Below are 24775 nucleotides of genomic sequence, written 5' to 3'. Positions count from 1 at the left end.
ACTGGCCCGGTTGGGGCTGCCCGTCCGGGAAGCGCATGTACACAATGACGCGGACAGCCCGGATATGGAAAAGGTTGCACCATTCCGTGGGGAAAATGTGTTCCCCGGGGCTGATGTGGTGCGAGCGCTCCTCCTGCGCTACGCGGACCCCGACGGATTCGTGACCTCCCGGGCTGTGGACGGAGTGGCGCGACTGGCCGGACTCGGTGAGAGGGGCAGGGCGGCGCTGCGGGCCGGGGCGAAGGTCCGGGACGCCGAAGCCGTGTCCGATGAGACGGAGGAACCGGGGGATCCGGGGGATCCGGGGGCTCTGGGTAAACCGGGGGCGGGCGATGAGGACGATCCGTCGTCTGCCGGGGAGCCGGAACCTGCGGCTGTCGGCGGCAACAGTGATGCGGCCGTGGCCGCGGCGATGGCCGTCCTGCAGGAAGACCGCTTCTGCCGACGCCCGGGAGACCGGCTTCTGAAGGCCGAGGCGGAGGTCGGCCTCGCCGTTCTGCTGCGGGGCGGTGCGGAACACGTCGACCAGGAGCCCCAGGACGAGGAGCTGAGCGGGCTGCCGTCCGACGACATCAGAGTCAGGGCACGGGACTGCCTCGTCCTGCACAACCAGCGCCTGGTTCACTCGCTGATCCGTTCCTATCTGGAGCAAGGGCTGGAGTACGAGGATCTGGTCCAGCACGGCGTGCTGGGGTTGATGCGGGCCGCCCGCAAGTTCGACCCGGCGAAGGGCTACAAGTTCTCGACCTATGCGACCTGGTGGGTCCGTCAGTCGGTGTCCCGTGCGATCGCCGACGAGGGAGCCCTCATCCGGGTCCCCGTCCACATGCACGAGCAGATGCGCAAGGTGGCGGCCGCGGAACGCGCGCTGGCCGCGCAGGGGAGGCCCGCGGGGGTCGTCGATGTCGCGGTCCGGTGCGACATGGCCGTGGACAAGGTGGAGGAAATCCGGAAGTTGACCCGCCGCACCGACTCGCTCGACCGTGTCATCGGTGACGGGGCCACCCTCGGCGACTTCGTCGGAGAGAGCCAGGCGCTGCCGTCGGTGGAGAACGACGTGGTGCACGCGCTCCTGATGGAAGACGTCATGGCGGTGGTCGACACCTTCTCCGAACGAAGCGCCCGCATCCTGGTCCGCCGCTTGGGCCTCGACGGTGACGAGCCCTCGACGCTCGACGAACTCGGGCGGGAGTTCGGGGTGACCCGCGAACGCATCCGGCAGCTGGAGAACAAAGCCCGCCCGGAGTTCCGGCTCAGACTGCGGGCGGCCGGGTTGCTCAGTGGCCACGGGCCCGAGGAGGGCGAGGACGAGGGCGCCAGGAAACAGATCCCGCTGAGGCGAGTCCGCGCCAGGGCGCAAGCGGCTGTCGCGCCGGTCGGTGGTGCGCGCGACAGCCGGGTCGCGCGGACGGAGCCGTTGCCCGAGGTGGTGCCGGAGCCGGTACCGGCCGAGGAGTTGTCGACGCGGACCGATGGGGAGGCGGCAGCGGTGGAGGAGACCGAGCAGCACACCGGGGAGAACGCGCTCGATGGTGGCCCCGACGCCCCACTTACCGCTCCGGTCGCCGGTGCGCAGCAGGTGCAGTACACGGCGGACTGGGAGAAGGCCCAGCGCATGTCGGCGGAGTTCCACGGAGGAATCGACTGGCTGGCCGAGTACGCCCTGCTGGCGCTCGGACATGCCCAACTGGTGGTCGTGCTCGGGTCCGCGGCCGCCGCGGACGTGGTGCGTGCCGCGCGGGAGCGCACGATGCCGGACCGCCAGGTGCTCACGGCCCTGGAAGTCCTGCAGCGCGTCTTCGACACGTTGAAACCGGCCGGGCTCCGCCCGGAGGACTTCTTCGAACGACCGGCCGAGGCGCTGGTCGGGCTGACCCCACGGGAGTATCTGGCGAAGAGACCCCTGGTGAAGCCGGAGTCGCGCCTTGCCACGCGTGACGCGCTACGGGAGTTCGTCGCCGAGGCGCCGAGCCGGGAAGGGGGCGCGGGGTCGCCCGTGGCTCAAGCCGCCGCTCACGGGACGTCCTCGGATATCTCGGACGGTGCTCCCGACGACGCGGAGGACCGCGCGGACCGGGGGCCGGGGAGACGAGACGCGGCCGGCGAGGAGTCGGCGTCGTCCCCCGGCGAGGACGGGCAACCTGCGGTATCGGTCTACGGAACGTCCGAGCAGCACCACAGCCCCGCCCGCGACGACGCCGAGCGGCCGGCCACGCCCCCCGCCAAAGCCGGTGAGCAGTATTGGGCCTTCCCCGTCGCGGATGCCGGACAGCCGGCGATGCCCACCGGAGAGGAGTCCGAGGTGCAGCCCGTCCCGGCCCACGGTGAGCCTGAGCAGCACCACGTCTCGGCCCCGGCGGACGTCGAGCGCGATCAGGAGGCGTCCCATGGGCGGGAACAGCGGCTCGGCCCCGGGCGCGAGAAGACGAGGCAGCAGCCCGTCGCGGCGGGTGCAGACGTCGGGCGGCAGCTCGCCGTGCTCCGGGCGGAGGCTGACGAAAGGCTGGCCGAGCACAGAGTCACTGCGGAGGAGCAGCTCGCGCGGTTGCGTGCCGAATCCGAACAGTGCCTTGATGAGGAGCGCCGCGAACACGAGTCTCGGCTGGCCCGCGTACACCGCGAACACGAGCTGCGTCTCACCGAGGAACAGCAGGCCGCAGACGCCCGGGTCGCCGCTGCCGAGGCGGACACCGAGCGGCAACTCGAAGCGTTGGAAGAAGTGCTACTGCATCGCGTGGACAAAGCACTGCTCCGTCAGGAGCGCTGCTTGAAGAGGCAGGCGGAGGACAGACTCGCCCGCCTGAGGGAGGAGCACCGCGAGGCACAGCGCACCATGGCCGAGCGGGCGGGGCACGCCGCGGAAGCGGCACGGTCCGACGCCCAAAGCTCTCCCCGCGACGAGCAGCAACTGACCATGGCTCGTCTGCGTGCCACGCAGGCGGAACAACGGGCGGTCGAGGCCGAGCGGCGGGCCGTGGAAGCCGTCCGGCGTGCCTCACGCGCGGAGCAACAGGTGTTCGAGGGCGACCAGCGGCTGCGACGGCAGCGCGAGGAAGCCGAAGCGCGTATCGAGGACCTCGAAGAGCGGCTGGGGCGAGTCGAGGCCCAGTTGATCGAGCGGGACCACGCCCTCATCGCTGCCCGGCAGCAGGCGCAGGCTCAGGTGGAGGAAGCCGAGCAGCGGGCAGCGCAGCACACCGCCCAGACCGAACACGATGCCTGGGCCCGCATCACCGAGCTCCAGGAACAGCTCGCCGCCGCGCGCGGAGACGGCGACGGCCGCACATCGTTCAGGGGCCGCTGGCGCCGGTCCTGACCCGCGCCCGTAGCCCCCGCGCCCGACGCAACTTCCCGAGGAACACCATGGATCCCAGACACGAACTCGTCGCCTATCTCCACCGCCAGCTCGTCGGCCCGGCCGGGGGAGAGCACGAGATGCTCGACGCTCCGCCCGACCGGCAGTATCTGATGGGCACCCTCTATCCCCAAGAGGCCGACCTACAGCGCCAACTGCATCTCGCCGCGGAGGACCCGGAAGGGGCCGGTACGGAACGCGCGGCCGAGGACACCGCCCCGGCGAGCGACCCGATCCCCGAGTCCAACGCATGGCTTCCCTCCTCCCTCGGCTTCAGCTTCTACACCGACGCCGCCACCGTCGAGGTCCGCTGCGCGGGCGCCCGCTACGTGACCCACTCCGCCACGGGTGAACGCGGCAGGCGCTGGGAACGCGTGGCGCTGCCGGCCGAGCACCATGCTCTCGGCCCCGACCGCGACCACATCGAAGTCCTCGACGGCAGGGCCGAACTACGCGTTCGACGCCGTCACTTCGGCGTCGGCCACCTGGTCACCGTGGCTCTCGTCAACGCGGCCCGTCATGAACCGACCCTCGGCAAGACCGCCCAATGGGACCGCATGCTCTTCCAAGTAGGCCTGGAGGCACGGCCGCTGGACGGCGAGGTCCTCCAGTACCCGAGTGTCCGCCTGGCCAGCCGTGACCCGGAGGAGCAGGAACTGCGCCTTCAGTACCGGCATGTCAGGACCCACGCAGTCGGCCACGGCTGCGCCGTCGAGGAGCAGTACGACGGCGCAGGGGACCGGGTGACCGGGCTCAAGGCCGCGGTCATGCCGGAGGCCGAGGTCAGTGGTGTCCGTGCGGCGGGTCTGAGCGGGTCCCCGGTGCTCGACCTCCGGCACCTCGCCGACCCCGAGGTGTCTCTCGAACAACTACGGGAAGAGCTCGGTGAGTTCGCGGCCGACTACCGGGCCTGGTACGTGGGACAGCTGACCGCGGACATCCCCGCCTGGGGCCGCGAGGCCGCCGATCGGGTCCTCGGCCGCATCGGTGCCGCCGTCACCAGGATCGAATCGGGCGTACGCACACTGTGCGACCCGAGCCGCCCCGAACTACTGCGCGCCTTCCGGGCCGCGAACCGTGCCATGGCCCTGCAGATGCGCCACTCGGCACGCGACCAGGCGGGAGAACGCCGCTCCCGCCAGACCCCCATGCTCCTCGACCCCGAACCGGATCCGCAGGCCACGTGGCGGCCCTTCCAGCTGGCGTTCTTCCTGCTCGCTCTGGACGGTGTGGCTGACCCGCGACACCCGGACCGGGCCACCACGGATCTGATCTGGTTCCCGACCGGTGGTGGCAAGACGGAGGCGTATCTGTTGCTCGCCGCCTTCGCCATGGTGCTCCGGCGGGGTGATCCCGACGGCCGGGGTACCGCGGTCCTCAGCCGCTACACCCTGAGCCTCCTCACCACCCAGCAGTTCCAGCGCGCGGCCACCACCGTCTGTGCCCTGGAGACCTTCCGTCGCGCCGACCCGGACACCTATGGCGAGGAGCCCTTCTCGATCGGCCTGTGGGTGGGCGAGGCCACGTCACCGAACACGTACGAAAAGGCACGGGCGGCCTTCGACGACGTCCGCGCCGCCACCCGGCCCGACGACGTCTTCATCCTCGACCGCTGCCCCTGGTGCGGAACCCGCATCCTTCCCGCCCACAAGTCGCCCGACATCGGGGACTACGGCGTGCGAGCCTCAGCGGACTCGTTCGCCTTCTTCTGTCCGCGTGACGCGTGCGCCTTCCACGACGAGCTGCCCGTCGCCGTCGTCGACGAGCACCTCTACGACCAGCCGCCGACCTTCGTGCTCGGCACCGTCGACAAGTTCGCCCGTCTGGCGTGGGAGCCGCGTGCGGGACGGCTGTTCGGCGCGGGCACCTCCAACCTTCCGCCGTCGCTCGTCATCCAGGACGAGCTGCACCTGCTCACCGGTCCTCTCGGTACCACCGTCGGGCTGTACGAGTCGGCTGTGCTGGGGCTGTGCACCTCACCCGACGGGACAGGGCCGAAGGTCGTGGCGTCGACGGCCACCATCCGTCGCTCCGGTGAGCAGATCCAGGCCCTGTACGGCGGTGCCGCCCAGCTCTTCCCGCCGGCCGGGCTCGACGCCCGGCACTCGTACTTCGCCGAGCCCGACACCTCCCGCCCGGGGCGACGCTACCTCGGTGTCATGGCCCAGGGCCACACGGCCGGTCGCGCCGCCGTGGCCACGGCGGCCGCCATGCTGCAGGGCGCCTGGGAACTGCCCGAGGAGCACCGGGACGCGTACTGGACGCTCGTCGCCTACCACCACAGCCTGCGCGAACTCGGTCGTACCGTCACCGCCGCCGCCGATGACATCCCCGCTCAGATCGCGGGACTCGACTCCGGGGCTGGGACACGTCGCTTGCTGGACCACCAGGTGCAGGAACTCACCAGCAACCTGCCGCGCGCGGAGCAGCCCGTCCTGCTCGACCGGCTGGAGAAGCCCTGGGACGACCCGCAGTCGGTGTCCTTCCTGCCCTGTACCAACATGCTGTCCGTCGGCGTCGACGTGAAGAGGCTCGCGCTGATGCTGATGCAGGGCCAGCCCAAGACGACCGCCGAGTACATCCAGGCCACCAGCCGTGTCGGCCGGCACACGGTGCCCGGCCTCGTCGTGACCTTCTTCAACGCCACCCGCCCACGGGACCGTTCGCACTACGAGACCTTCGACGTGTACCACCGCTCCCTGTACCGGCACGTCGAGCCGACCAGCGTCACCCCCTGGTCGGTGCCGTCGCGTCGTCGCGCCCTGCACGCCGCGCTCGTCATCCTCGTACGGCACCGGCTGGGAATGGCCGCAGAGAACCAGGCGGGGCAGGTGATCGACCGACTGCCTGAAATGGGGAGGCTGGTCGCGGAACTGGCGGCGCGAGCCGATGCGCGCGAGCCGGGGGTGGGCGGCGAGGTGCAGAAGGAGCTGTCCTCACTCCTCGCCGACTGGGAGGACGCGGCCCGCCAGGCCCGCAAGGACGGCCGGGAACTGTACTACCGCAGCCAGGGCAAGGGGCAGTCCAACCTGATCAAGAGCTTCGAGCAGAACTACGGCCTGTGGGAGACACCGAACTCCATGCGCAACGTGGACCGGGAATGCCAGGTGACGGTGAAGGGAGCCGACCTGTGAGCCGCACACTTCGGGTACGTCAGTCGCAGACGGTGGTGCCCTTCGGCGTCGGAGCCGTCTTCGACATCCAGGGCGAGTCGTTCGTCGCCACAGGGATCGGTGACTGGCCGACACGGGGCAGGCAGAAGGTCGACTCGCCCAGGCTCGCCTCCAGGCTGGGGGTCACCGGGTTCTACGCCGCCCCCGCGACGGCCAACGACCGGTTCGACACCCCGGACGCGCCCGGCGCGCCGTACATCCGCTTCCCGTCCTGGCTGTTCTGCGGAGCCTGCCGGCGTATGAAGCGCTGGCGCATCGCCGACGAGAAGCACGGGCAGGCGCCGCGCTGCCCGTCCTGCTCACCGGCCCGGACGCTCGCGCCCATGCGGTTCGTGCAGATCTGCGCGGCCGGACACCTCAGCGACATCGACTGGTGGTTCTGGGCCCACTCACGGCGCGAGGCCGCCGAACGGCGGCAGTGCGCAGAGCGGGACAGGCTCCGCTTCCTCGTCTCCGAACGTGCCTCGGGTCTCGAGGCACTCTCCGTGGCGTGCGCCGCGAAGGGGTGCGGTGCGGCGCGCGATCTGCTCGACATTCTCGGTACCCACGGCATGCGCTGTTCGGGGCGGAACCCCTGGCAGCGGGCGAGCGAGGCCGCCGAGTGCGTGAAACCGGTGCAGATCGTGCAGCGCACGGCGGGCAACCTGTACTACCCGCTCGTGCACTCGGCGCTCGACATCCCCGAGACGGACGTACCGGCACACACCGACGACGCCCTTGCCGCGCGGGTACGTGAGCACGATCTGTGGGTCTCCCTGTGTCGCATGGCCGGGACACCGCGTGCCGAGGCGCTGCGCATGATGATCCAGGAGGACACCGGGGCCGGTGACGACCTCCTGGACGCCCTCGTCGCCGAGGAGACGGGTGGCGTTTCCGGGGCTGCTCCAGCCTCGTCGGACGGTCCGGCCCGGCCTGACCTGAGCCGCGAGGAATGGGCCGCCTTCACGGCCCCCGCCCCGCCCGCCACCCGCGACTTCGCGCTGCGTGAGACGACGCTCGGCCTCGCCGGTGAGAGTGCGGAGCCCTGGTCCGGCCTGCGTCAACGCTTCGGCCGGATCGTTCTCGCCGACCGGCTGCGCGAGGTACGCGCGCTATCCGGCTTCACCCGGGTCTCCCCGGACGCCTCCGTCGTGCCCGCCGACAGCGCGCGGCGCCTGAAATGGCTGCCGGCCGTGGAGGTCTTCGGCGAGGGCGTCTTCCTCACCCTCGACCGGGGGGAACTCGCCTCCTGGGAGGTCGACACGAGGGTGCGCCGACAGGTGGCCGGCATGCAGGCCGACCTCGACCGCTCCTTCCAGAAGGACCGTCTCGAAGCCGTGACGGGGCCGGACCTCTCACCGCGGTTCGTGCTGCTGCACACCCTCGCGCACCTGCTGATCCGTCAGCTTTCCTTCGAATCCGGATACACGACGGCGAGTCTCCGGGAGAGGATCTACGCCCGTCCCGAACAGGACCAGTACGGCATTCTCGTGTACACGGCCGCCGGCGACGCCGAGGGAACCCTGGGCGGACTCGTACGGCAGGGCGAGCCCCCGCGCCTGGTCGAGACGCTGCTGCGGATGACGGAGGCCGCCGCGTGGTGCTCGGCCGACCCACTGTGCGCCGAACACACTGGCCAGGGATTCGGCAACCTCAACCGGGCGGCCTGCCACGCCTGTGCCCTGCTGCCCGAGACCAGCTGTGAGACCGGCAACACCCTCCTCGACCGTGCCCTCGTCGTCGGCGGCGAACACGTGCCGGGCTACCTGGAGTCCATCGTCGCCGCTGCCCGTTCCGCAGCCGCCGACGCCCTGGAGAAGACATGACACTCACCTACCTCGACCTCACCACGGAGCAGCGCTCCAGCCTCGACGGACTGCCCTTCGACGGTCATCACCTGATCAGTGGCCCGCCCGGCAGCGGCAAGAGTCTCCTGGCGGTCCAACGGGCCGTCATGCTCGCCCTCACCGGCACCCCGACGGTGCTGCTGACCTACTCGAATCTCCTCCGCCAGTCACTGGCCGGGGCCGTGCACACGCTGGGCCCGGCGGACCGAAGCGTGCGCGTGAGGACCGCGCACACATGGCTCGCCGAGTGGTACGGCGGCACGCCCCCGAAGAGCGACGACGGATGGTTCGACTGGCCCGCACTCTTCGAACGAGCCGTGGAGAGCGGGCCGGTCCCGGGACTCACCCTGGTCGTGGACGAGGGCCAGGACCTGCCGCCCGAGTTCTACCGCCTGTGCCGACTCCTGGGAGCACGGATGACGGTGTACGCGGACGAGTGCCAGCGGTTGGCCGACACGAACTCCACACTCGCCGAGATCGCCGGGCGCCTCGGCCGGTGCGACCGGTACCAGATCGATGGCAACCATCGCAATACGTACCAGATCGCGTCTTTCGCGGCCCACTTCCACACGGGAGCCGGTTCGCCTCCGCTTCCCGACCGGCAGGGACCCCCGCCGAGACTTCATCACCTGCCCGAACGAGGCGCCGCCGACCTGCTGGTCCTGCTGGCGGAAAGGCATCCGGGACGGAGCATCGGCGTCATCGTCCACTCGAAGCACACCCAGTTCTCGTTGCTCGGCACCCTGAAGCACAGAGCACCGCGGCTCAAACCGCAGCTGTACACCTCCGATGCGAGGGACGGCCGTTACCGCACGCTGGACCTCGGCCGTCCCGGCATCGTGCTCGTCCACCGCAGGAGCGCCAAAGGGCTGGGGTTCGACACGGTGGTCATCCCCGACACGCACGCCGACTCGGCAGCCGATCCCACGTCGGCCGCGCTGCGCATGACCTACTACGTGCTTGCCACACGTGCGCGCAGCGAACTCCATCTCGCGTACGAAGGGGATGTGGAACCGCCCTTGATGGCGCAAGTGGGGTCGGGTGTGTTGTTGCGTGGGTGACGGACCCCATCGGGAAGTCCACGCCCGGCGGTGGAACGTGGAGAACTGCTGTGCGGAGTTATGAAGCCTGGGCCCGTGCCGCACCAGGTTGAGCGGCGACCCTGCACAACCTGTCACGGGCTTCGGAGGCGCTGCCCGCTTGGAGCAATTCTCGTAGTACCCGCCCACCGCTGTCGCGAGCCCTCTCCCTGCAGGGAGAGGGCTCGCGACAGGGTGCGTCGAGGCGTGCTCGGCCCGTGCCTAGGCGGCCGCCCCCCGCACCTCGTCCAGCCGCACCGGCCGGTGCTCCGCCACCGACAGGGTCGCCGCCTCGGCGATCCAGCCGGCCTCCAGGGCGTCCGCGACCGTGCAGGGCGAGGTACGGGTGCCGGCGACGACCTCGGTGAACGCGGTGAGTTCGGCGCGGTAGGCACCGGCGAAGCGGTCCATGAAGAAGGTGTGCGGGACGCCGGAGGGGAAGGTCACCCCGGGCTCGGCGGAGCGCAGCGGGAGCTGGGTGTCGAGGCCGGCGGCGATGCTGTCCTGCATGCCGTGGACCTCCAGACGGACGTCGTAACCCCGGGCGTTGTGACGGGTGTTGGAGATGACGCCGATGGTGCCGTCGTCGAAGGTGAGGAGCGCGGACGCGGTGTCGACGTCACCCGCCTCCTTGATGTACTCCGCACCCTTGTTGCCGCCCGTCGCGTACACCTCGACGACCTCGCGGCCCGTCACCCAGCGCACCACGTCGAAGTCGTGCACCGCGCAGTCGCGGAAGATGCCGCCCGACACCGCGACATAGTCCGCCGGCGGCGGGGCGGGGTCGAGGGTGGTCGACCGTACGGTGTGCAGCGCGCCCAGCTCGCCGCTGAGGACGGCCTCGCGGGCGGCCACACAGCCCGCGTCGAAGCGGCGGTTGAAGCCGATCTGCGCCTCGATGCCGCTCTCGCGCACGGCGCGCAGCACGGTCAGGCTCTCCTCGACCGTCTTCGCCACCGGCTTCTCGCAGAACACCGGGACACCCGCCTCGACGGCGGCCAGGATCAGCCCCGGGTGCGCGTCGGTGGCGGCGGTGATCACGACACCGTCGATCCCCGAGGCGAACACCGCCTCGGGCGAATCGACCACGGTGGCGCCGAACTTCTCGCCGGCCGCCAGCGCCGCGGCGGCCACCGGGTCGGAGACCACCAGCTCCTCCACGACGTCCAGTCCGGCGAGAGTCCCGGCGTGGAAGGCGCCGATGCGGCCCAGCCCCAGGATGCCAATGCGCATGACGAGTGTCCCTTTCGAAAGTGCAGATGAAACAGGGGGGAGCAGGTGGGAAGCAGGTGCGAAGCAGGTGGGGAGCGGGTGCGAAGCAGGTCAGTCCGAGGCGCCCGGGACGTTCTGGTCCCAGTCGATCACCGAGCCGGTGACCACGCCGCTGCGGTCGGACAGGAGGAAGACCACGAAGTCGGCGATCTCGTCGACCTGGCCGAGCTTGCCCATCGGCAGGCGCTCGGCGGCCCGTTCGCGCCAGTCGTCGCCCGCCTCGTGGAATTCACGCTGGATCGCGTCTTCGCCCTCGGTCTCCGTCCAGCCGATGTTGAGATCGTTGATCCGGATCCGGTCCCAGCGGTGGGCGTGGGCGGCGTTGCGGGTCATGCCGGCTAGGCCGGCCTTCGCGGCGGAGTACGGGGCCAGGTACGGCGGGCCGCCGTGCGCGCAGTTCGAGCCGATGTTGACGATCGTGCCGGGCGCCGAGCGGGCCACCAGGTGCTGGACCACGGCCTGCATGGCGAAGAACGGGGCGCGCAGGTTGATCGCGATGTGTGCGTCGAACAGCTCGGGCGAGGTGTCGAGGAGCGAGCCGCGTGAGGTCAGGCCGGCCGCGTTCACGAGGCTGTCGACCCGCCCGTGCGCGGCGACGACCTGGTCCACGGCGCCGCGCACCTGCGCGGGGTCCGTCAGGTCGGCCCGGACGAAGGTGGCGCCGGTGTCCGCCGCGAGTCGCTCGCCGACCTCGGCGCGGCGGCCCGTGAACGCGACGGTCGCTCCCTCGCGCAGGGCCGCGCGGACGACGCCCGCGCCGACGCCCTGGCTGCCGCCGTTGACGAGGACGACCTTGTCCTCCAGTAGTGCCATCTGGGGGTGCTTCCTTTCGATCGGCTCGGGCGGTCCGTGCCAGGACCTGGGGCGGTTCCGGTCGCCTCGGTTTCGTACGGCCTTTCACAGCGCCCTCGCCTCTGTCAGTCTTGGGGCGCGGGGCCCCTCGTACAACCCGCAGCAGACCATCAAAAACCCATCATCCGAACCGCCGGCCCCATCCGATTCACCGCCGGCTCCCCATCGAGATCCAGGACACACCCCCCATGGCGCACCCCTACACGATCCGTGAGATCGCCCGGCAGGCCGGGCTCAGCCAGGCCACGGTCGACCGGGTCCTCAACGGCCGGGGAGGGGTGCGCGAGAGCACCGCCCGTGAGGTCCACCAGGCCGTGCGGGACCTGGACCGGCAGCGGACGCAGGTGCGCATCGGCGGCCGTACGTTCATGGTCGACATCGTGATGCAGACCCCGGACCGGTTCTCCACGGCGGTCCGTGAGGCGCTGGAGGCCGAGCTGCCGTCCCTGCACCCGGCGGTCGTGCGCTCCCGTTTTCACTTCCGGGAGACGGGGTCGGCCTCGGAGATGGTGCGGGTGCTCGACCGGATCGGGCGGCGCGGCTCGCAGGGCGTGATCCTGAAGGCGCCGGACGTCCCGGAGGTCACCGCCGCCGTCGAACGGCTGGTCGCGGCCGGGATCCCGGTGGTCACCTTCGTGACCGACCTGCCGAGCAGCCCGCGCGGCGCGTACGTCGGCATAGACAACCGGGCCGCCGGGGCGACCGCCGCGTATCTGCTGCGGCAGTGGCTCGGCGACCGGCCGGGCGCCGTGCTGGTCACGCTCAGCCGCAGCTTCTACCGCAACGAGGAGGAGCGCGAGATGGGGTTCCGCGGGGTGATGCGGGCGGTCGCGCCGCGACGGACCGTGGTGGAGGTCACCGACAGCGACGGCCTCGACGCGACCCAGCGGGACCTCGTCCTCGACGCGCTGGAGCGGGAGCCGGGGATCGCCGCCGTCTACTCCATCGGCGGCGGCAACACCGCGACGCTCGACGCGTTCGCCGCGCTCGGCCGTGAGCCGCACGTCTTCGTCGCCCACGACCTCGACCACGACAACACCCGGCTGCTGCGCGAGCACCGGCTCTCCGCCGTGCTCCACCACGACCTCCGCCAGGACGTCCGCCGCGCCTGCCAAGTGATCATGCGCGCCCACCAGGCCCTGCCCGACGAGGGGCCGTTCCTACCGTCGGCGATCCAGGTGGTGACGCCGTACAACATGCCGCCGGGGGCCGGCGCGGTCACGGGGTAGCGGGGCCGGCCGCGCCGACGAGAGCCGGGCGCCCCGGCGGCTCCTGCGGCCTCAGCGGCTCAGGCTGCGGCTGATGACCAGGCGTTGGATCTGGTTGGTGCCCTCGAATATCTGCATGATCTTCGCCTCCCGCATGTAGCGCTCCACCGGGAAGTCGCGGGTGTAGCCGTAGCCGCCGAGCACCTGGACCGCGTCGGTGGTGACCTTCATGGCGGCGTCGGTGGCGATGAGCTTGGCGACACTCGCCTGTCGTCCGAAGGGGAGGTCGGCGTCGCGGCGGCGGGCCGCGTCGAGGTAGGTGGCGCGCGCGGAGTCGACGGCGGCGGCCATGTCGGCGAGCAGGAACGCCAGGCCCTGGTGGTCGATGATCTTCCGGCCGAACGTGGTGCGCTCGCCCGCGTAGTCGACGGCGGCGTCCAGGGCGGCCTGCGCGAGACCGGTGGCGCAGGCGGCGATCCCCAGGCGGCCGGAGTCGAGGGCGCTGAACGCGATCTGCAGGCCCTGCCCCTCGGCGCCGATCAGCCGGTCGGCCTCCAGTAGCGCTCCGTCCCAGTAGGCGGAGGTGGTCGGGATGCCCTGCAGGCCCATCTTCCGCTCCGGCGCGCCGAAGGACAGGCCCTCGGTGGAACCGGGAGCGAGGAAGCAGGAGATGCCGCCGGCTTCGGGCGCGACGCCGGCTCCTGGCGTGCCACCGTCTCCGGGCGTGACGCGGGCGAAGAGCGCGTAGAAGTCGGCCTTTCCACCGTGGGTGATCCAGGCCTTGGTGCCGGTGACGCGGTAGCCGGCGTCGGTGCGTTCCGCCTTGCAGGCGAGGGCCGCGGCGTCGGAGCCGGCCTGCGGTTCGGAGAGGCTGTAACCGCCGACCAGTTCGCCGCCCAGCATGTCCGGCAGCCAGCGCTGCTTCTGGGCCTCGGTGCCGAAGGCGCTCAGCGGGTGGCAGGCCAGGGTGTGCACGCTGGTGGCCACGGCGACGGCCGCCCACCGGGCCGCCAGTTCCTCCAGGACCTGGAGGTAGACCTCGTACGGCTGGGAGCCGCCGCCGTACTCCTCCGGATACGGCAGGCCGAGCAGTCCGGCTTTGCTCAGGATGGCGAACAGGCCCTCGGGGTACTCCTCGGTGCTTTCGTGTCGCTCGACCCGGGTGGCGAGCTCGCGGTCGGCGAGGTCGCGGACGAGCGCGATCAGATCTTCCGCTTCCTCGGTGGGCAGCATGCGGTCGACGGCCATGTCGAACTCCATCCGATTCGCGAAGCGGTACTTCAGCCGGTACTTCAGTACCGTTTAGCGTAGCGCATGGAGCGCATGGTCGCCCTGGGATACTGATCGAATGACTGAGACCTCCGCCGCGGGCACCCCGAAGCTCACCGGGCGCGGCGCGGCCCGCCGGTCGGCGCTGTTCGAGGATCTGGTGGCCCTGCTGATCGCCGAGGGCTTCGCTCAGTTCACGCTGGACGACCTCGCTGCCCGGCTGCGCTGCTCCAAGCGCACGCTGTACGGGCTGGCCGGCAGCAAGGAGCAGCTGGTCCGCACCGTCGTGGTGCACTTCTTCCGGGGCGCCACCGCGCGGGTGGAGGCCGCGCTGGAGGCCGAGCCCGATCCCGCCGGACGGTTGGCCGCCTACCTGGGCGCGGTCGCCGCCGAACTCGCGCCCGTCTCGCCGACCTTCTTCGACGACGTGGCCGCGTTCGAACCCGCGGCCGAGGTGTACGAGCGCAATACCCGCGCCGCGGCCGCCCGGGTTCAGCAGTTGATCGACGAGGGCGTGGCGGCCGGTGTGTTCCGCGAGGTCCATGTGCCCTTCGCCGCCGAGGTCATCACCTCGGTGATGGTCCGCATCCAGCAGCGCCAGGTGGTCGCGGCGACGGGCCTGGACGACGCCGGCGCCTACGCCCACCTCGCCGACCTGCTCCTGCGGGGCCTCGCCCGGACCCGCTAGGCCATGTCGTCACATTCCTGTCGTCGCCCGAAGGGCGGCCCCGCGGCGTCGTGGGGGTACCTCCCGGTCGAGCGCAGCCGAGACCGGGGGAGCGTGCTCTCGGCGTGCCGGGCACTGACCGGCGTACCGGACGTACTCGGGTCAGTGCCCGGCACGCCGAGAGCACGTGCATGGCGCCGCGGGGCAGGCGGGAATGTGACGACAGGGCCTAGTGTCCTGAGTCTTTGATTCGGTTCAGATATCCGGTGAGGCGTTCGAAGATCTCGTCAGCGGTCTTCGTCCAGACGAAGGGCTTGGGGTTGTCGTTCCAGTCGGCGATCCAGGTCCGGATGTCCTTCTCCAGGGCTTGGACGTTCCTGTGGACGCCACGCCGTATCTGCTTGTCCGTCAGCAGGGCGAACCAGCGCTCCACTTGGTTGAGCCAGGAGGCGCTGGTCGGGGTGAAGTGCATGTGGAACCGCGGATGGGCCAGCAGCCACTTCTGGATCGCGGGCGTCTTGTGGGTGGCGTAGTTGTCGCAGATCAGGTGGACGTCGAGATGGTCGGGGACCTCCTTGTCCAGCTTGGCCAGGAACTTCTTGAACTCCACCGCGCGGTGCCGGCGGTGGAGCGAGCTGATGACCTCGCCGGTGGCCGCGTTCAGGGCGGCGAACAGGGTCGTCACGCCGCCGCGCAGGTAGTCGTGGGTGCGGCGCTCGGGCATGCCCGGCATCATCGGCAGCACCGGTGCCGACCGGTCCAGTGCCTGGATCTGCGACTTCTCGTCCACACAGAGGACGATGGCCCGCTCGGGCGGGTCCAGGTACAGGCCGACGACGTCGCGGACCTTCTCGATGAACTGCGGGTCCTTGGACAGCTTGAAGGTGTCCACCAGATGCGGTTTGAGGCCGAAGGTCCGCCAGATCCGCGAGATGGTGGACTGGCTCAGGCCGCTGGCCGCGGCCATTCCCCGCGTCGACCAGTGCGTGGCGTTCTTCGGGGTGGTCTCCAGGGTCCGCACGACCACCTCCTCGACCTTTTCGTCGCTCACCGTGCGGGGCGGGCCGGGCCGCGGCTCGTCGGACAGGCCCTGGAGCCGGTCGGCCGCGAACCGCCTGCGCCACTTGGCCACCGTGACCGGGTGGACCCCAAGCTCCGCTCCCACCGCGGTGTTCGAACCGCCCTCAGCACACGCAAGCACGATCCGGCACCGCAACGCCAGAGCCTGCGAGGACGTTGCTCGCCGCGACCAGCGCAGCAGCGTCTCTCGCTCCTCATCCGTCAGGACCACTTCGACCGTCGGCCGACCCATACGCGCCATGAGCCCAGCCTACTTCTTTAGCGAAATAAAGACTCAGGACACTAGGGGACCGCTGAAGATCTTGCTCTGGCCGCCCGACTCACCCTGGATTGCCGGTAAATGTCAATCGCCATCAAGTAGGGCAAGCCGGGCGCATTTTCAAGATCTTCAGGACGCTTCTAGGACACGGCGGGCGCCTCAACCCCGGTGGGGGCCTCCGTCCGTGCCCGGAACGTGCGCCGGTACGTCAGCGGTGACACCCCGATCGCGCGTGCATGCTGCCGCAGCGACGAGCCGGTGGCGAAGCCGACGTGGCCCGCGATCTCGCCGGTCGACCGGCGACCACGTTCAGACGGGTGCGCTGCCGCCGGCCGCGCTCACCGCGTACCAGGCGCTCGTCGACACCGCCGACGTACGGCCGACGCGGGCAAGCACGAGTTCCTGCGGGACCTGGGGGCCGACGAGCTGATCGACTACCGGGGCACGGACTTCGCCGAGGCGGTACGGGACGTGGACGTCGTGCTGGACACCCTCGCGGGGGACGTCCGCACCCGTTCCCTGGATGTGCTGCGTACGGGCGGCACCCTCGTCTCGATCCTGCCGGTCGGGGGAGGGGGACGCCCAGAAGGGCCGCCGCTCCGGGCATACGACTGGAGAAACTGCTGGTCGAAGCCGACCAGGGGGTATGCGGGCCATCGCCGGACTCGTCTCGGAGAGGAGGGGCGGGGAGGCTGGGGGCCCATGTCGACGCGACCTTCCCCCTCGCCGAGGCGGCCAAGGCACACGCGCTGGGGGAGACCGACCGGACGACCGGGAAGATCGTCCTCACGGTCCGCTGAATCTTCGAAGCGCCGGGAACGGGTCAGCTCGTGACGAGTTCGGCCGCCCGGCGCTCGACGGAAGTCTCCATGGCCATGGTCACCGTCTGGTTCACGGTCACCGTGGCCAACGGCTCGCCGAGGCCCTCCCGGTTGCGGAACAGCCAGACGACGTCCCGCCCGAACGACCAGAGCAGCGAGCCCAGTGCCAGCGCGACCAGGCCGAAGCCCGCCGCGTACGGCAGCAGACCGGAGGCTGCGACCAGCAGGAACACACCCTGGACGGCGGCGACGGTCTTGCGGGCCATGCTGTGCGGCAGGGAGTTGTTCAGCCAGGGGGCGACCTTGGCGGCGGCCACGAACACGTACCGCATGAGACCGATCAGCAGCACCCACGGGCCCATCGACATGGAGACGTACACACTCAGCACCAGGATCAGGAACGCGTCGACCTCCATGTCGAAGCGGGCGCCCAGCGCGGTCGACGTCCCCGTCCGGCGGGCCACCTTGCCGTCGACGCCGTCGAGGATCAGCGCGACGGCCGTCAGACCGACGAAGAGCGAGACGGGCGGCGAGCTCTGGAAGGAGTCGGCGACCAGCGCGGTGACGGCGCCGACGAGTATCGCCCGCCCGAGCGTGACGCGGTTGGCGGGGCCGAAGGTACGGGTCCGGGTGCGCAGCAGGGCGCGGTTGAGGACCGCCCAGGTGGCGAGCCCGAAGGCCAGCCCGGTCAGCCAGCCCGCCGGGCCCAGTCCGATCGCCGTGCCCAGGAAGGCGAGGAGCAGCACCTGGGCGCCCGCGCCCACCGTCGTCTCCGAGAGCAACAGCCGGCCGTCGTATGTGTTGATCAGGGCCACCGCATACCTTCCGAACGTGTGACAAGTGGATCATCGCCGCGTACCGTGTCCGCGACTCCCACCGCTGCGTACGTGGCGAACCGCTCGACCGTTCACGGAGACGCACATGAAACCGACAGCCAATGCCTTCTGGCTACGCTCACCCGGCCACGGCGAGATCCGTGAGGAGACCCTCGCCGCACCCGTCGACGGCGAGGTCCTGGTCCGCGCGCTGTACTCAGGAGTCAGCCGGGGCACCGAGACGCTCGTGTTCCACGGACGAGTGCCCGAGAACCAGCGCGCGACCATGCGCGCGCCCTTCCAGGAGGGCGACTTTCCCGCGCCCGTGAAGTACGGCTACCTCAGCGTCGGTCGGGTGGAAGACGGGCCCGACGCACTGGTCGGCCGGACCGTCTTCTGCCTCTATCCGCACCAGAGCCACTACGTCGTTCCCGTGAGCGCCGTCACCGTCGTGCCGGAGACCGTCCCGGCGGCGCGCGCCGTCCTGGCCGGGACCGTGGAGACCGCCGTCAACGCCCTGTGGGACGCCGCGCCCCGGATCGGCGACCGGATCGCCGTCGTCGGCGGTGGCATGGTCGGCTGCTCGGTCGCCGTGCTCCTCGCGCGCTACCCGGGCGTGCGCGTCCAGCTCGTCGACGCGGACCCGGCGCGCGCCGACATCGCCCGCGCCCTCGGCGTCGACTTCGCCCTGCCCGACGAGGCGCTGGGCGAGTGCGACCTCGTCGTGCACGCCAGCGCCTCCGAGCAGGGCCTCGTACGCTCCCTAGAACTCCTCGCCGCCGAGGGCACGGTCATCGAGCTGAGTTGGTACGGCGACCGCCGGATCGCGCTGCCGCTCGGCGAGGCCTTTCACTCGCGCCGGCTCACCATCCGCAGCAGCCAGGTGGGAACCGTCTCCCCGGCGGCCCGCGTCGGACGGACGTACGCGGACCGGCTGGCGCTCGCCCTCGAACTCCTCGCCGACGCCCGCTTCGACGCCCTCGTCACCGGGGAGTGCGCCTTCGAGGAACTCCCCGAGGTCATGCCGAAGCTGGCAAGCGGAGAACTCCCGGGGATGTGCCATCGGGTGCGCTACGACGCCCAGTGAGCCGTTGAGCTTGGTGTTACGGTTCGCCCCACCCGCCCCTGAACTGCCCGAACGGAACGCTGACCTCCGAAGAAACCGGAAAACTCGGCTGAACAACGGGTAGGGAGCAGCCGTACTACACGGCATGCCCCGGCCCGGGGGCAGACGTACCGCACTGGAGGGTCGTCCGTTGTTCAGCATCACCGTTCGCGATCACATCATGATCGCCCACAGCTTCCGCGGGGAGGTCTTCGGACCCGCGCAGCGCCTGCACGGCGCCACGTTCCTCGTGGACGCCACCTTCCGGCGCGCCGAACTGGACGACGACAACATCGTCGTTGACATCGGGCTGGCCACCCAGGAGCTCGGTGCCGTGGTGAGCGAGTTGAACTACCGCAACCTCGACAACGAGCCCGACTTCGCCAACACCAACACCTCCACGGAGTTCCTGGCCAAGGTGATCGCCGACCGCCTCGCCGAGCGGATCCACAAGGGCGCCCTCGGGGAGAACGCCAAGGGCATCGCTGGCCTCTCGGTCACCCTGCACGAGTCGCACATCGCCTGGGCGAGTTACGAGCGTGCCCTGTGACCGATGTGACCATCGACCGGGCGGCCGTCGGCACCGCCGGCCCGGCGGACGGGGGAGAGCAAGTGCGGCTCGCGGATGGGGGAGAGCAAGTGCGGCTCGGCTATGTGCCCGTGCAGAACGCGGCACTGAAGAACGCCGCGATCATCCCCATGTCGCTGCGTACCGTGCACTTCGTGATGCCGGGCGGCGTCGACGACCCCACCCGGCCCAGCGGCGGCAACGCCTACGACCGCCGAATCTGCCTCGATCTGCCCGGCTTCGGCTGGCAGGTGCACAAGCACGCGATCCACGGCAGCTGGCCGAGCCCGGGTGACACGGCACGCGCCGAACTCGCCCGGACGCTGAGCGAACTCCCCGACGGCACGGTCGTCCTCCTCGACGGACTGGTCGCCTGCGGAGTCCCCGAGATCGTCCTTCCCGAGGCCGAACGCCTCTGCCTGGCCGTGCTGGTGCACCTGCCGCTCGGCGACGAGACCGGCCTGGAGCCCGAACTCGCCGCCGAACTCGACGCCAAGGAACGCACCACCCTGCGGGGTGTGTCCGCCGTGATCGCGACCAGCGAATGGGCGGTGCGCAGACTCGTGTCGCATCACGGGCTCGCCCCCGAGCGGGTCCATGTCGCCGCCCCCGGCGCCGACATCGCGCCCCTCGCCTCCGGCACCGACGGCGTCTCCCGGCTGCTGTGCGTGGCCGCGGTCACCCCGCGCAAGGGGCAGCACCGGCTGGTCGAGGCCCTCGCGACCGTCACCGAACTGCGCTGGAGCTGCGTCCTGGTGGGCGGTCTCGACCAGGACCCCGAGTACGTGGACCACATCCGCTCGCTCATCGCGAAGTTCGGCCTGGAGGACCGTTTCCACCTCGCCGGACCACAGGCGGGCGCGGAACTCGACGCCAGCTACGCCGCCGCCGACCTGATGGTCCTCACCTCCTACGCCGAGACGTACGGCATGGCGGTCACCGAGGCGCTCGCGCGAGGTATCCCCGTACTGGCCACGGATGTCGGCGGTCTCCCCGAGGCCGTGGGCCGCGCCCCCGACGGGGGGGTGCCCGGCATCCTGGTCCCGCCGGAGAACCCCGCGGCCATCGCGGCGGAACTGCGCGGCTGGTTCGGGGAGGCCGACGTACGGCGTCGGCTGAAGGCCGCGGCGCGCGGGCGCCGGGCCGCGCTGGACGGGTGGGCGACCACGGCCCGCAGCCTCGCCCATGTGCTGGGCAGGCTGCGGCACGAACCTCGGAGGGCCGCATGACCACTTCAGCCGATATGACCATGTCCGCAGGTGGGCCCCTGTCGACGGGCGGGCCGCTGCCCAAGGGGGCGACCTCGGCGGCGGGTACGTCGGCCGCCGCGGGGGCGACTGCCGCGGCCGGTGGGACCACGGCCGCCGGGCCCGCCGGTGGGGTGCTGAGCATGGCGGGACGCGGCGGGGACACGCCGGCGCCCGAGGGCCACCAGTACGCGCCGCAGTGGCTGGAGTTGCGCGAGAGCGCCGACGCCGACGCCCGCGCGGCGGAACTGCTGGACCCGCTGCGGATCCGCCTCGCGAACCTGCCAGGCCGGGCCACCGGGCTGACCGTGCACGACCTCGGCTGCGGCACCGGCTCGATGGGGCGCTGGCTCGCGCCCCGGCTGGACGGCGCCCAGCGGTGGGTGCTGCACGACCAGGACCCGAACCTGCTGCGGCTGGCCGTCGCGCGGGCGCCGCGCGCCGCCGCCGACGGCAGCCCCGTCACGGTCACCACGCGGCGCGGTGACATCGGACGGCTCACGGCGGCCGACCTCGACGGTGCCTCGCTGGTCACGGCGTCCGCGCTGCTCGACGTGCTCACGGTGGAGGAGATCGAGGCGCTCGCGGCGGCCTGCGCGGGCGCCGGTGTCCCCGCGCTGCTGACGCTCTCGGTCGTGGGCCGGGTGGACCTCCTCCCCGCGCACCCCATGGACACCGAGATCGCCGAGGCGTTCAACGCCCACCAGCGCGCGAGCGATCTGCTCGGACCGGACGCGATCACCGTGGCCTGCGAGGCGTTCGCCCAGCGCGGCGCCACGGTCCGGGTCCACCCGAGCCCCTGGCAGCTCGACACCCGGCACACCGCCCTCGTCGAGGAGTGGCTGCGCGGCTGGGTCGGCGCCGCCTGCGAGCAGCGCCCCGAAATCACCGAGCGGGCCGAGGCGTACCTCCGCGACCGCCTCGCGGCCAACGCGGCCGGCGAACTCCGCGCCGTCGTCCACCACAGCGACCTCCTGGCGCTTCCCCGGCCGAGGGGCGGAGCCTCATGACGGCACCGGTGGAGGAGACGGTCGAGACCCACCCACCGGCGACCGGGGACCGCATACGCCTGCGCCCACGGGGAGTCCGGGCCCGCGTGAAGGCGGGCACACCGGGCGCCCGGGCAGGGGTGCGCACACTGACACCGGACGAGGCTTCGCGCGAACTGCCGCCCGCCGCTTCGGTACCGGGGGCGCGCATGCCGGAGCCGGGCTCTCGCGAGACGGAGGCCGCGGCCTCCACGACCGGTTCCGACACGGACCAGGCGCACCCAGCAGGCCGGGCGGACAGTGCGGCGGCCACGGCGGACGGCCGCGCAGCCCTTCCGACAGCCGCCGACGCGGACCCGGTCGCCGCACCGAACGCGGCCGACCGTGTCAGCTCCTCGGAGCCGACCGTCGCCTCGACGGCGGAGGCCCTGGTGCGGCCGACCGGCGAACCGGCGTCCGCCGAGGGGCATCAGGCCGCCGAGGCGAACGCGGCAGCGGTGGACGTGTCCGACGAGTTGGCCGGTGGCCGGAGTCGTGGCGGGGCAGCGGCGGCTCGCGCCGAGGCGGCGCCGTCGTCCGTCCAGGCAACCCCCGCGCACTCTCCGGCAGCCCGCGTGTCCTCGGTGGCCCCGGGTGACGCCGACTCCCCGGGCGCCCCCGTCGAGCCCACCCCCGCCGCCAAGTTCCTCCGCGTCCTGCGCACCCACTTCGGGACGCTCGCCGGGACGGTGATCCTCGTGGTCGTGTTCTGGCGGATGGGCACCGGGGTGTTCGTGGACGGGCTGCGGCGGATCGACGGCGGGACGCTCGCGGCGGCGGTCGGGATCGGCGTGCTCACCACCGTGTTCAGCGCGTGGCGCTGGTGCGCCGTGACGAGGGCGCTCGGGCTCAAGCTGCCGCTCGGGCCCGCCGTCGCGGACTACTACCGGGCGCTGTTCCTCAACGCGGCACTGCCCGGCGGCGTCCTCGGCGACGTGCACCGCGCGGTGCGGCACGGCCAGAGCTCCGGCGACATGGGCCGGGGCGTGCGCGCGGTGGTGATCGAGCGGACCGCGGGCCAGTTGGTGCTGGCGGCCGTGGGTGTAACGGTCCTGCTGGTGCTGCCGTCGCCCGTGCTGGAGGAGACCCGTCACGCGGCCGGTGTGGCGGCTCTCGCCGCGCTGGGGGCGCTGGCGATCTGGGCGGCGGTCCGCATGGGCCGCAGGCCGAGCGTGTCCGGCGGAGGTCGAGGCCGCCGGGTACGAGCCGCCCTCGTGGAGGCGCGCGGCGTGCTGCTCCAGCGCGACAGCGGTCCCGCCGTGTTGATCTCGTCCGTGGCGGTCCTGGCCGGGTACGTGGCGACGTTCCTGCTCGCCGCGGACGTCGCCGGCTCCACCGCCGGCCCGCTGCGCCTGCTGCCCCTCGCGCTGCTGGCCCTGATCGCCATGAGCCTGCCGCTCAACGTCGGCGGCTGGGGCCCCAGGGAGGGCGTCACCGCCTGGTCCTTCGGCGCCGCGGGCCTCGGCGCCTCGCAGGGGCTGACCGTGGCCGTCGTCTACGGTGTGCTCAGCTTCGCGGCCGCCCTGCCGGGAGCGCTCGTACTCGTCGGACGCTGGTACGGCTCCCTGCGGGCCCGCCGTCAGTCGCCCGAGGGGGAGACCGGAGAGGGAACCGGACCCTCGCCCCAGGCGTCCGAGGTGACCAACGAGAGGTACGCCCCGAAGGATTCCACGAAACCCGCCAGCAACTCTTTCCCCTTCGTGGCGGACGCCAGGGACGGACGGCCGATCACACCGGAATCGGTGTAGGCCGACATGCCGAGGGAGAGGAGATGACGGCGGTCGTCGGCAAGGAAATCGGTGGTCTCGTGACCGGGTCGGACCAATTCGGGATGGCAATGCAGAAGTATGGAGGTCTCAATTTCTCCCGCATGCATATCACTGAGCAACGAGGTCTGTACGCCCGCCCGTTCGCGTGCGGCGTCCCAGTCCTCCATCGCCGGGAAAAGCGCCATTCGATGTCCCGCCGCGGTGGATTCCTGGACGACATTGCCCAGCACATAGTTCCCACCGTGTCCGTTCACCACCACCAGCGCCTCGACGCCCGACCGGCGCAGGGACGCGGCGATGTCGGTCACCATCGCGTGCAGCGTCGTCGCGGAGATGCTGACGGTGCCGGGCCAGGCCGCGTGCTCGTGCGAGCAGGCGATGGTCACGGGCGGCAGCAGATGCACGGGGTACGCGCCGGCTATCTCCCGGGCTATCGCGCAGGCGACCAGCGTGTCGGTGGCCAGAGGCAGATACGGACCGTGCTGCTCGTAGCTGCCGACCGGGAGCACCGCGACCTGCCGGCCCGCCGCCGCCCCCCGCGCCCGGACGTCCGCGGTGGTGTCCGTCGGTACAAGACTCGAACTGCTCATCTTTTCACGGCCTTTCGTCTCTGCTGATGCCCCGTCATTTTCGCATGGCTCGCATGACGTCAGGACTCACCAGTTAGGAACCAGATCATGACAGAAAATGTTGGTGTACTCGGCGCGAATGCCCAGTCCTCCGGCGCCGTACGCGTGGTGAACGCCCCCCTGCCCACCACCTACGGCGACTTCGAGGCCGTAGGTTATCTCGACCAGGACCGCGGCGAAGAACAAGTGGCACTGGTGTACGGCGACATCAGCGGCGGTGAGGGAATTCTCATCCGGCTGCACTCGGAGTGCCTGACCGGTGACGCGTTCGGTTCCCAGCACTGCGAATGCGGCGAACAACTCGACAGCGCGCTGCGGGCGATAGTCGCCGAGGGGCGCGGCATCCTCGTCTATCTGCGCGGCCACGAGGGCCGCGGCATCGGCCTGCTCGCCAAGCTGCAGGCGATGAAGCTCCAGGCGGAGGGCCTGGACACCGTCGAGGCCAACCTCGCCCTCGGCCTGCCGGTGGACGCCCGCGACTACCGGGTGGCGGCCGAGATGCTGCACGACCTCGGCGTACGATCGGTCCGGCTGATGTCGAACAACCCCCGCAAGCGGGAGGCGCTGCTGCGCCACGGCATCAAGGTCTCCGAGCAGGTGCCGCTGCTCATCACCCCGTGCGAGGACAACATCACCTACCTGCGCACCAAGCGCGAGCGGCTCGACCACTACCTGCCGCACCTGGACGCGGTGGTCCACTCGTCCTGAGCGCCGGGGTCCGCGCGGCGGTCGCCTCGGAGGCGACTCCGACAC

General features: G+C 71.3%; 18 protein-coding genes and 2 pseudogenes. 14 read left to right on the top strand and 6 right to left on the bottom strand.

Annotated features, from left to right (window positions below; all coding sequences use genetic code 11):
* The first annotated feature begins 118 nt into the window (after positions 1–118).
* From P8T65_RS07625 to P8T65_RS07610, 4 genes are read left to right on the top strand one after another with little or no spacing between them, the layout of a single operon-like run.
* Positions 119–3316, top strand: coding sequence for a sigma-70 family RNA polymerase sigma factor (locus P8T65_RS07625; protein WP_316724596.1), 3198 nt, complete (start codon positions 119–121; stop codon positions 3314–3316).
* 47 nt (positions 3317–3363) lie between these two features.
* Positions 3364–6489, top strand: a complete 3126-nt coding sequence (locus P8T65_RS07620; RefSeq protein ID WP_316724595.1) for a helicase-related protein — start codon at positions 3364–3366, stop codon at positions 6487–6489.
* A complete protein-coding gene (locus P8T65_RS07615; RefSeq protein WP_316724594.1) occupies positions 6486–8333 on the top strand; it encodes a DUF1998 domain-containing protein in 1848 nt (615 codons plus the stop codon). Before P8T65_RS07620 ends, P8T65_RS07615 begins: the two co-directional genes overlap by 4 nt.
* Positions 8330–9415, top strand: coding sequence for a DNA helicase (locus tag P8T65_RS07610; RefSeq protein WP_316724593.1), 1086 nt, complete (start codon positions 8330–8332; stop codon positions 9413–9415). Before P8T65_RS07615 ends, P8T65_RS07610 begins: the two co-directional genes overlap by 4 nt.
* 240 nt (positions 9416–9655) lie before the next feature.
* Here P8T65_RS07610 and P8T65_RS07605 read toward each other — a convergent pair whose 3' ends face one another.
* Both P8T65_RS07605 and P8T65_RS07600 read right to left on the bottom strand, forming a co-directional pair.
* Positions 9656–10666, bottom strand: a complete 1011-nt coding sequence (locus P8T65_RS07605) for a Gfo/Idh/MocA family oxidoreductase (RefSeq protein WP_316724592.1) — start codon at positions 10664–10666, stop codon at positions 9656–9658.
* Between the two features lie 90 nt (positions 10667–10756).
* Entirely contained in the window at positions 10757–11518 is a 762-nt protein-coding gene (locus P8T65_RS07600) for an SDR family oxidoreductase (protein ID WP_316724591.1), read from the bottom strand.
* A 227-nt stretch (positions 11519–11745) separates the two neighbouring features.
* Between P8T65_RS07600 and P8T65_RS07595 the strand changes: the two genes are divergently transcribed.
* Positions 11746–12786 (top strand): LacI family DNA-binding transcriptional regulator, encoded by a 1041-nt coding sequence (locus tag P8T65_RS07595; RefSeq protein WP_316724590.1) that lies wholly within the window; start codon positions 11746–11748, stop codon positions 12784–12786.
* Between the two features lie 51 nt (positions 12787–12837).
* Here P8T65_RS07595 and P8T65_RS07590 read toward each other — a convergent pair whose 3' ends face one another.
* The gene (locus P8T65_RS07590; RefSeq protein WP_316724589.1) at positions 12838–14013 is read right to left on the bottom strand and encodes an acyl-CoA dehydrogenase family protein; all 1176 of its coding nucleotides are present in this window, start codon (positions 14011–14013) and stop codon (positions 12838–12840) included.
* 100 nt (positions 14014–14113) lie between these two features.
* Here P8T65_RS07590 and P8T65_RS07585 point away from each other — a divergent pair, with 100 nt between their 5' ends.
* A complete protein-coding gene (locus tag P8T65_RS07585) occupies positions 14114–14722 on the top strand; it encodes a TetR/AcrR family transcriptional regulator (RefSeq protein ID WP_316724588.1) in 609 nt (202 codons plus the stop codon).
* 208 nt (positions 14723–14930) lie between these two features.
* On the opposite strand, the gene P8T65_RS07580 is transcribed toward P8T65_RS07585, so the two are convergent.
* A complete protein-coding gene (locus tag P8T65_RS07580; protein ID WP_316724587.1) occupies positions 14931–16022 on the bottom strand; it encodes an IS630 family transposase in 1092 nt (363 codons plus the stop codon).
* 276 nt (positions 16023–16298) lie between these two features.
* On the opposite strand from P8T65_RS07580, the pseudogene P8T65_RS47215 reads away from it, so the two are divergent.
* Positions 16299–16544: pseudogene (locus P8T65_RS47215) on the top strand (hypothetical protein); the annotation flags it as partial.
* A 101-nt stretch (positions 16545–16645) separates the two neighbouring features.
* Positions 16646–16840, top strand: coding sequence for a zinc-binding dehydrogenase (locus P8T65_RS47210; protein ID WP_399103006.1), 195 nt, complete (start codon positions 16646–16648; stop codon positions 16838–16840).
* A 23-nt stretch (positions 16841–16863) separates the two neighbouring features.
* Here the strand turns inward: P8T65_RS47210 and P8T65_RS07565 are convergent, their stop codons facing one another.
* Positions 16864–17676, bottom strand: a complete 813-nt coding sequence (locus tag P8T65_RS07565; protein WP_316724586.1) for a CDP-alcohol phosphatidyltransferase family protein — start codon at positions 17674–17676, stop codon at positions 16864–16866.
* A gap of 106 nt (positions 17677–17782) precedes the next feature.
* Here P8T65_RS07565 and P8T65_RS07560 point away from each other — a divergent pair, with 106 nt between their 5' ends.
* From P8T65_RS07560 to P8T65_RS07540, 5 genes and pseudogenes are all read left to right on the top strand, one after another.
* Positions 17783–18763, top strand: coding sequence for a zinc-binding alcohol dehydrogenase (locus P8T65_RS07560; protein WP_316724585.1), 981 nt, complete (start codon positions 17783–17785; stop codon positions 18761–18763).
* A gap of 169 nt (positions 18764–18932) precedes the next feature.
* Positions 18933–19331 (top strand): 6-pyruvoyl tetrahydropterin synthase family protein, encoded by a 399-nt coding sequence (locus tag P8T65_RS07555; protein ID WP_184901749.1) that lies wholly within the window; start codon positions 18933–18935, stop codon positions 19329–19331.
* On the top strand, positions 19328–20578 hold the full coding sequence (locus P8T65_RS07550) for a glycosyltransferase family 4 protein (protein WP_316724584.1): 1251 nt from the start codon (positions 19328–19330) through the stop codon (positions 20576–20578). The genes P8T65_RS07555 and P8T65_RS07550 overlap by 4 nt, the downstream gene beginning before the upstream one ends.
* Entirely contained in the window at positions 20575–21606 is a 1032-nt protein-coding gene (locus tag P8T65_RS07545) for a methyltransferase domain-containing protein (protein ID WP_316724583.1), read from the top strand. The genes P8T65_RS07550 and P8T65_RS07545 overlap by 4 nt, the downstream gene beginning before the upstream one ends.
* Positions 21603–23138: pseudogene (locus P8T65_RS07540) on the top strand (YbhN family protein); the annotation flags it as partial. The gene P8T65_RS07545 and the pseudogene P8T65_RS07540, both read left to right, overlap by 4 nt.
* 65 nt (positions 23139–23203) lie before the next feature.
* On the opposite strand, the gene P8T65_RS07535 reads toward P8T65_RS07540, so the two are convergent.
* Positions 23204–23983 (bottom strand): creatininase family protein, encoded by a 780-nt coding sequence (locus P8T65_RS07535; RefSeq protein WP_316724582.1) that lies wholly within the window; start codon positions 23981–23983, stop codon positions 23204–23206.
* Between the two features lie 87 nt (positions 23984–24070).
* On the opposite strand from P8T65_RS07535, the gene ribA reads away from it, so the two are divergent.
* The gene (gene ribA / locus P8T65_RS07530) at positions 24071–24730 is read left to right on the top strand and encodes a GTP cyclohydrolase II (RefSeq protein WP_189783077.1); all 660 of its coding nucleotides are present in this window, start codon (positions 24071–24073) and stop codon (positions 24728–24730) included.
* The last annotated feature ends 45 nt before the right edge of the window (positions 24731–24775 follow it).

It is taken from the genome of Streptomyces sp. 11x1 (assembly GCF_032598905.1).
GTDB lineage: Bacteria > Actinomycetota > Actinomycetes > Streptomycetales > Streptomycetaceae > Streptomyces.
The sequence above is the reverse complement of the archived record's forward strand: the minus strand, read 5'-3'. Positions and strand labels throughout refer to the sequence as shown.

What these genes read in the sequence shown, in the direction of transcription:
- P8T65_RS07620 (WP_316724595.1), top strand. Translation starts at nt 3,364, where the DNA reads ATGGATCCCAGACACGAACTCGTCGCCTATCTCCACCGCCAGCTCGTC.
- P8T65_RS07610 (WP_316724593.1), top strand. Translation starts at nt 8,330, where the DNA reads ATGACACTCACCTACCTCGACCTCACCACGGAGCAGCGCTCCAGCCTC.
- P8T65_RS07605 (WP_316724592.1), bottom strand. Translation starts at nt 10,666, where the DNA reads ATGCGCATTGGCATCCTGGGGCTGGGCCGCATCGGCGCCTTCCACGCC.
- P8T65_RS07600 (WP_316724591.1), bottom strand. Translation starts at nt 11,518, where the DNA reads ATGGCACTACTGGAGGACAAGGTCGTCCTCGTCAACGGCGGCAGCCAG.
- P8T65_RS07595 (WP_316724590.1), top strand. Translation starts at nt 11,746, where the DNA reads ATGGCGCACCCCTACACGATCCGTGAGATCGCCCGGCAGGCCGGGCTC.
- P8T65_RS07590 (WP_316724589.1), bottom strand. Translation starts at nt 14,013, where the DNA reads ATGGCCGTCGACCGCATGCTGCCCACCGAGGAAGCGGAAGATCTGATC.
- P8T65_RS07585 (WP_316724588.1), top strand. Translation starts at nt 14,114, where the DNA reads ATGACTGAGACCTCCGCCGCGGGCACCCCGAAGCTCACCGGGCGCGGC.
- P8T65_RS07580 (WP_316724587.1), bottom strand. Translation starts at nt 16,022, where the DNA reads ATGGCGCGTATGGGTCGGCCGACGGTCGAAGTGGTCCTGACGGATGAG.
- P8T65_RS07560 (WP_316724585.1), top strand. Translation starts at nt 17,783, where the DNA reads ATGAAACCGACAGCCAATGCCTTCTGGCTACGCTCACCCGGCCACGGC.
- P8T65_RS07545 (WP_316724583.1), top strand. Translation starts at nt 20,575, where the DNA reads ATGACCACTTCAGCCGATATGACCATGTCCGCAGGTGGGCCCCTGTCG.
- P8T65_RS07535 (WP_316724582.1), bottom strand. Translation starts at nt 23,983, where the DNA reads ATGAGCAGTTCGAGTCTTGTACCGACGGACACCACCGCGGACGTCCGG.
- ribA (WP_189783077.1), top strand. Translation starts at nt 24,071, where the DNA reads ATGACAGAAAATGTTGGTGTACTCGGCGCGAATGCCCAGTCCTCCGGC.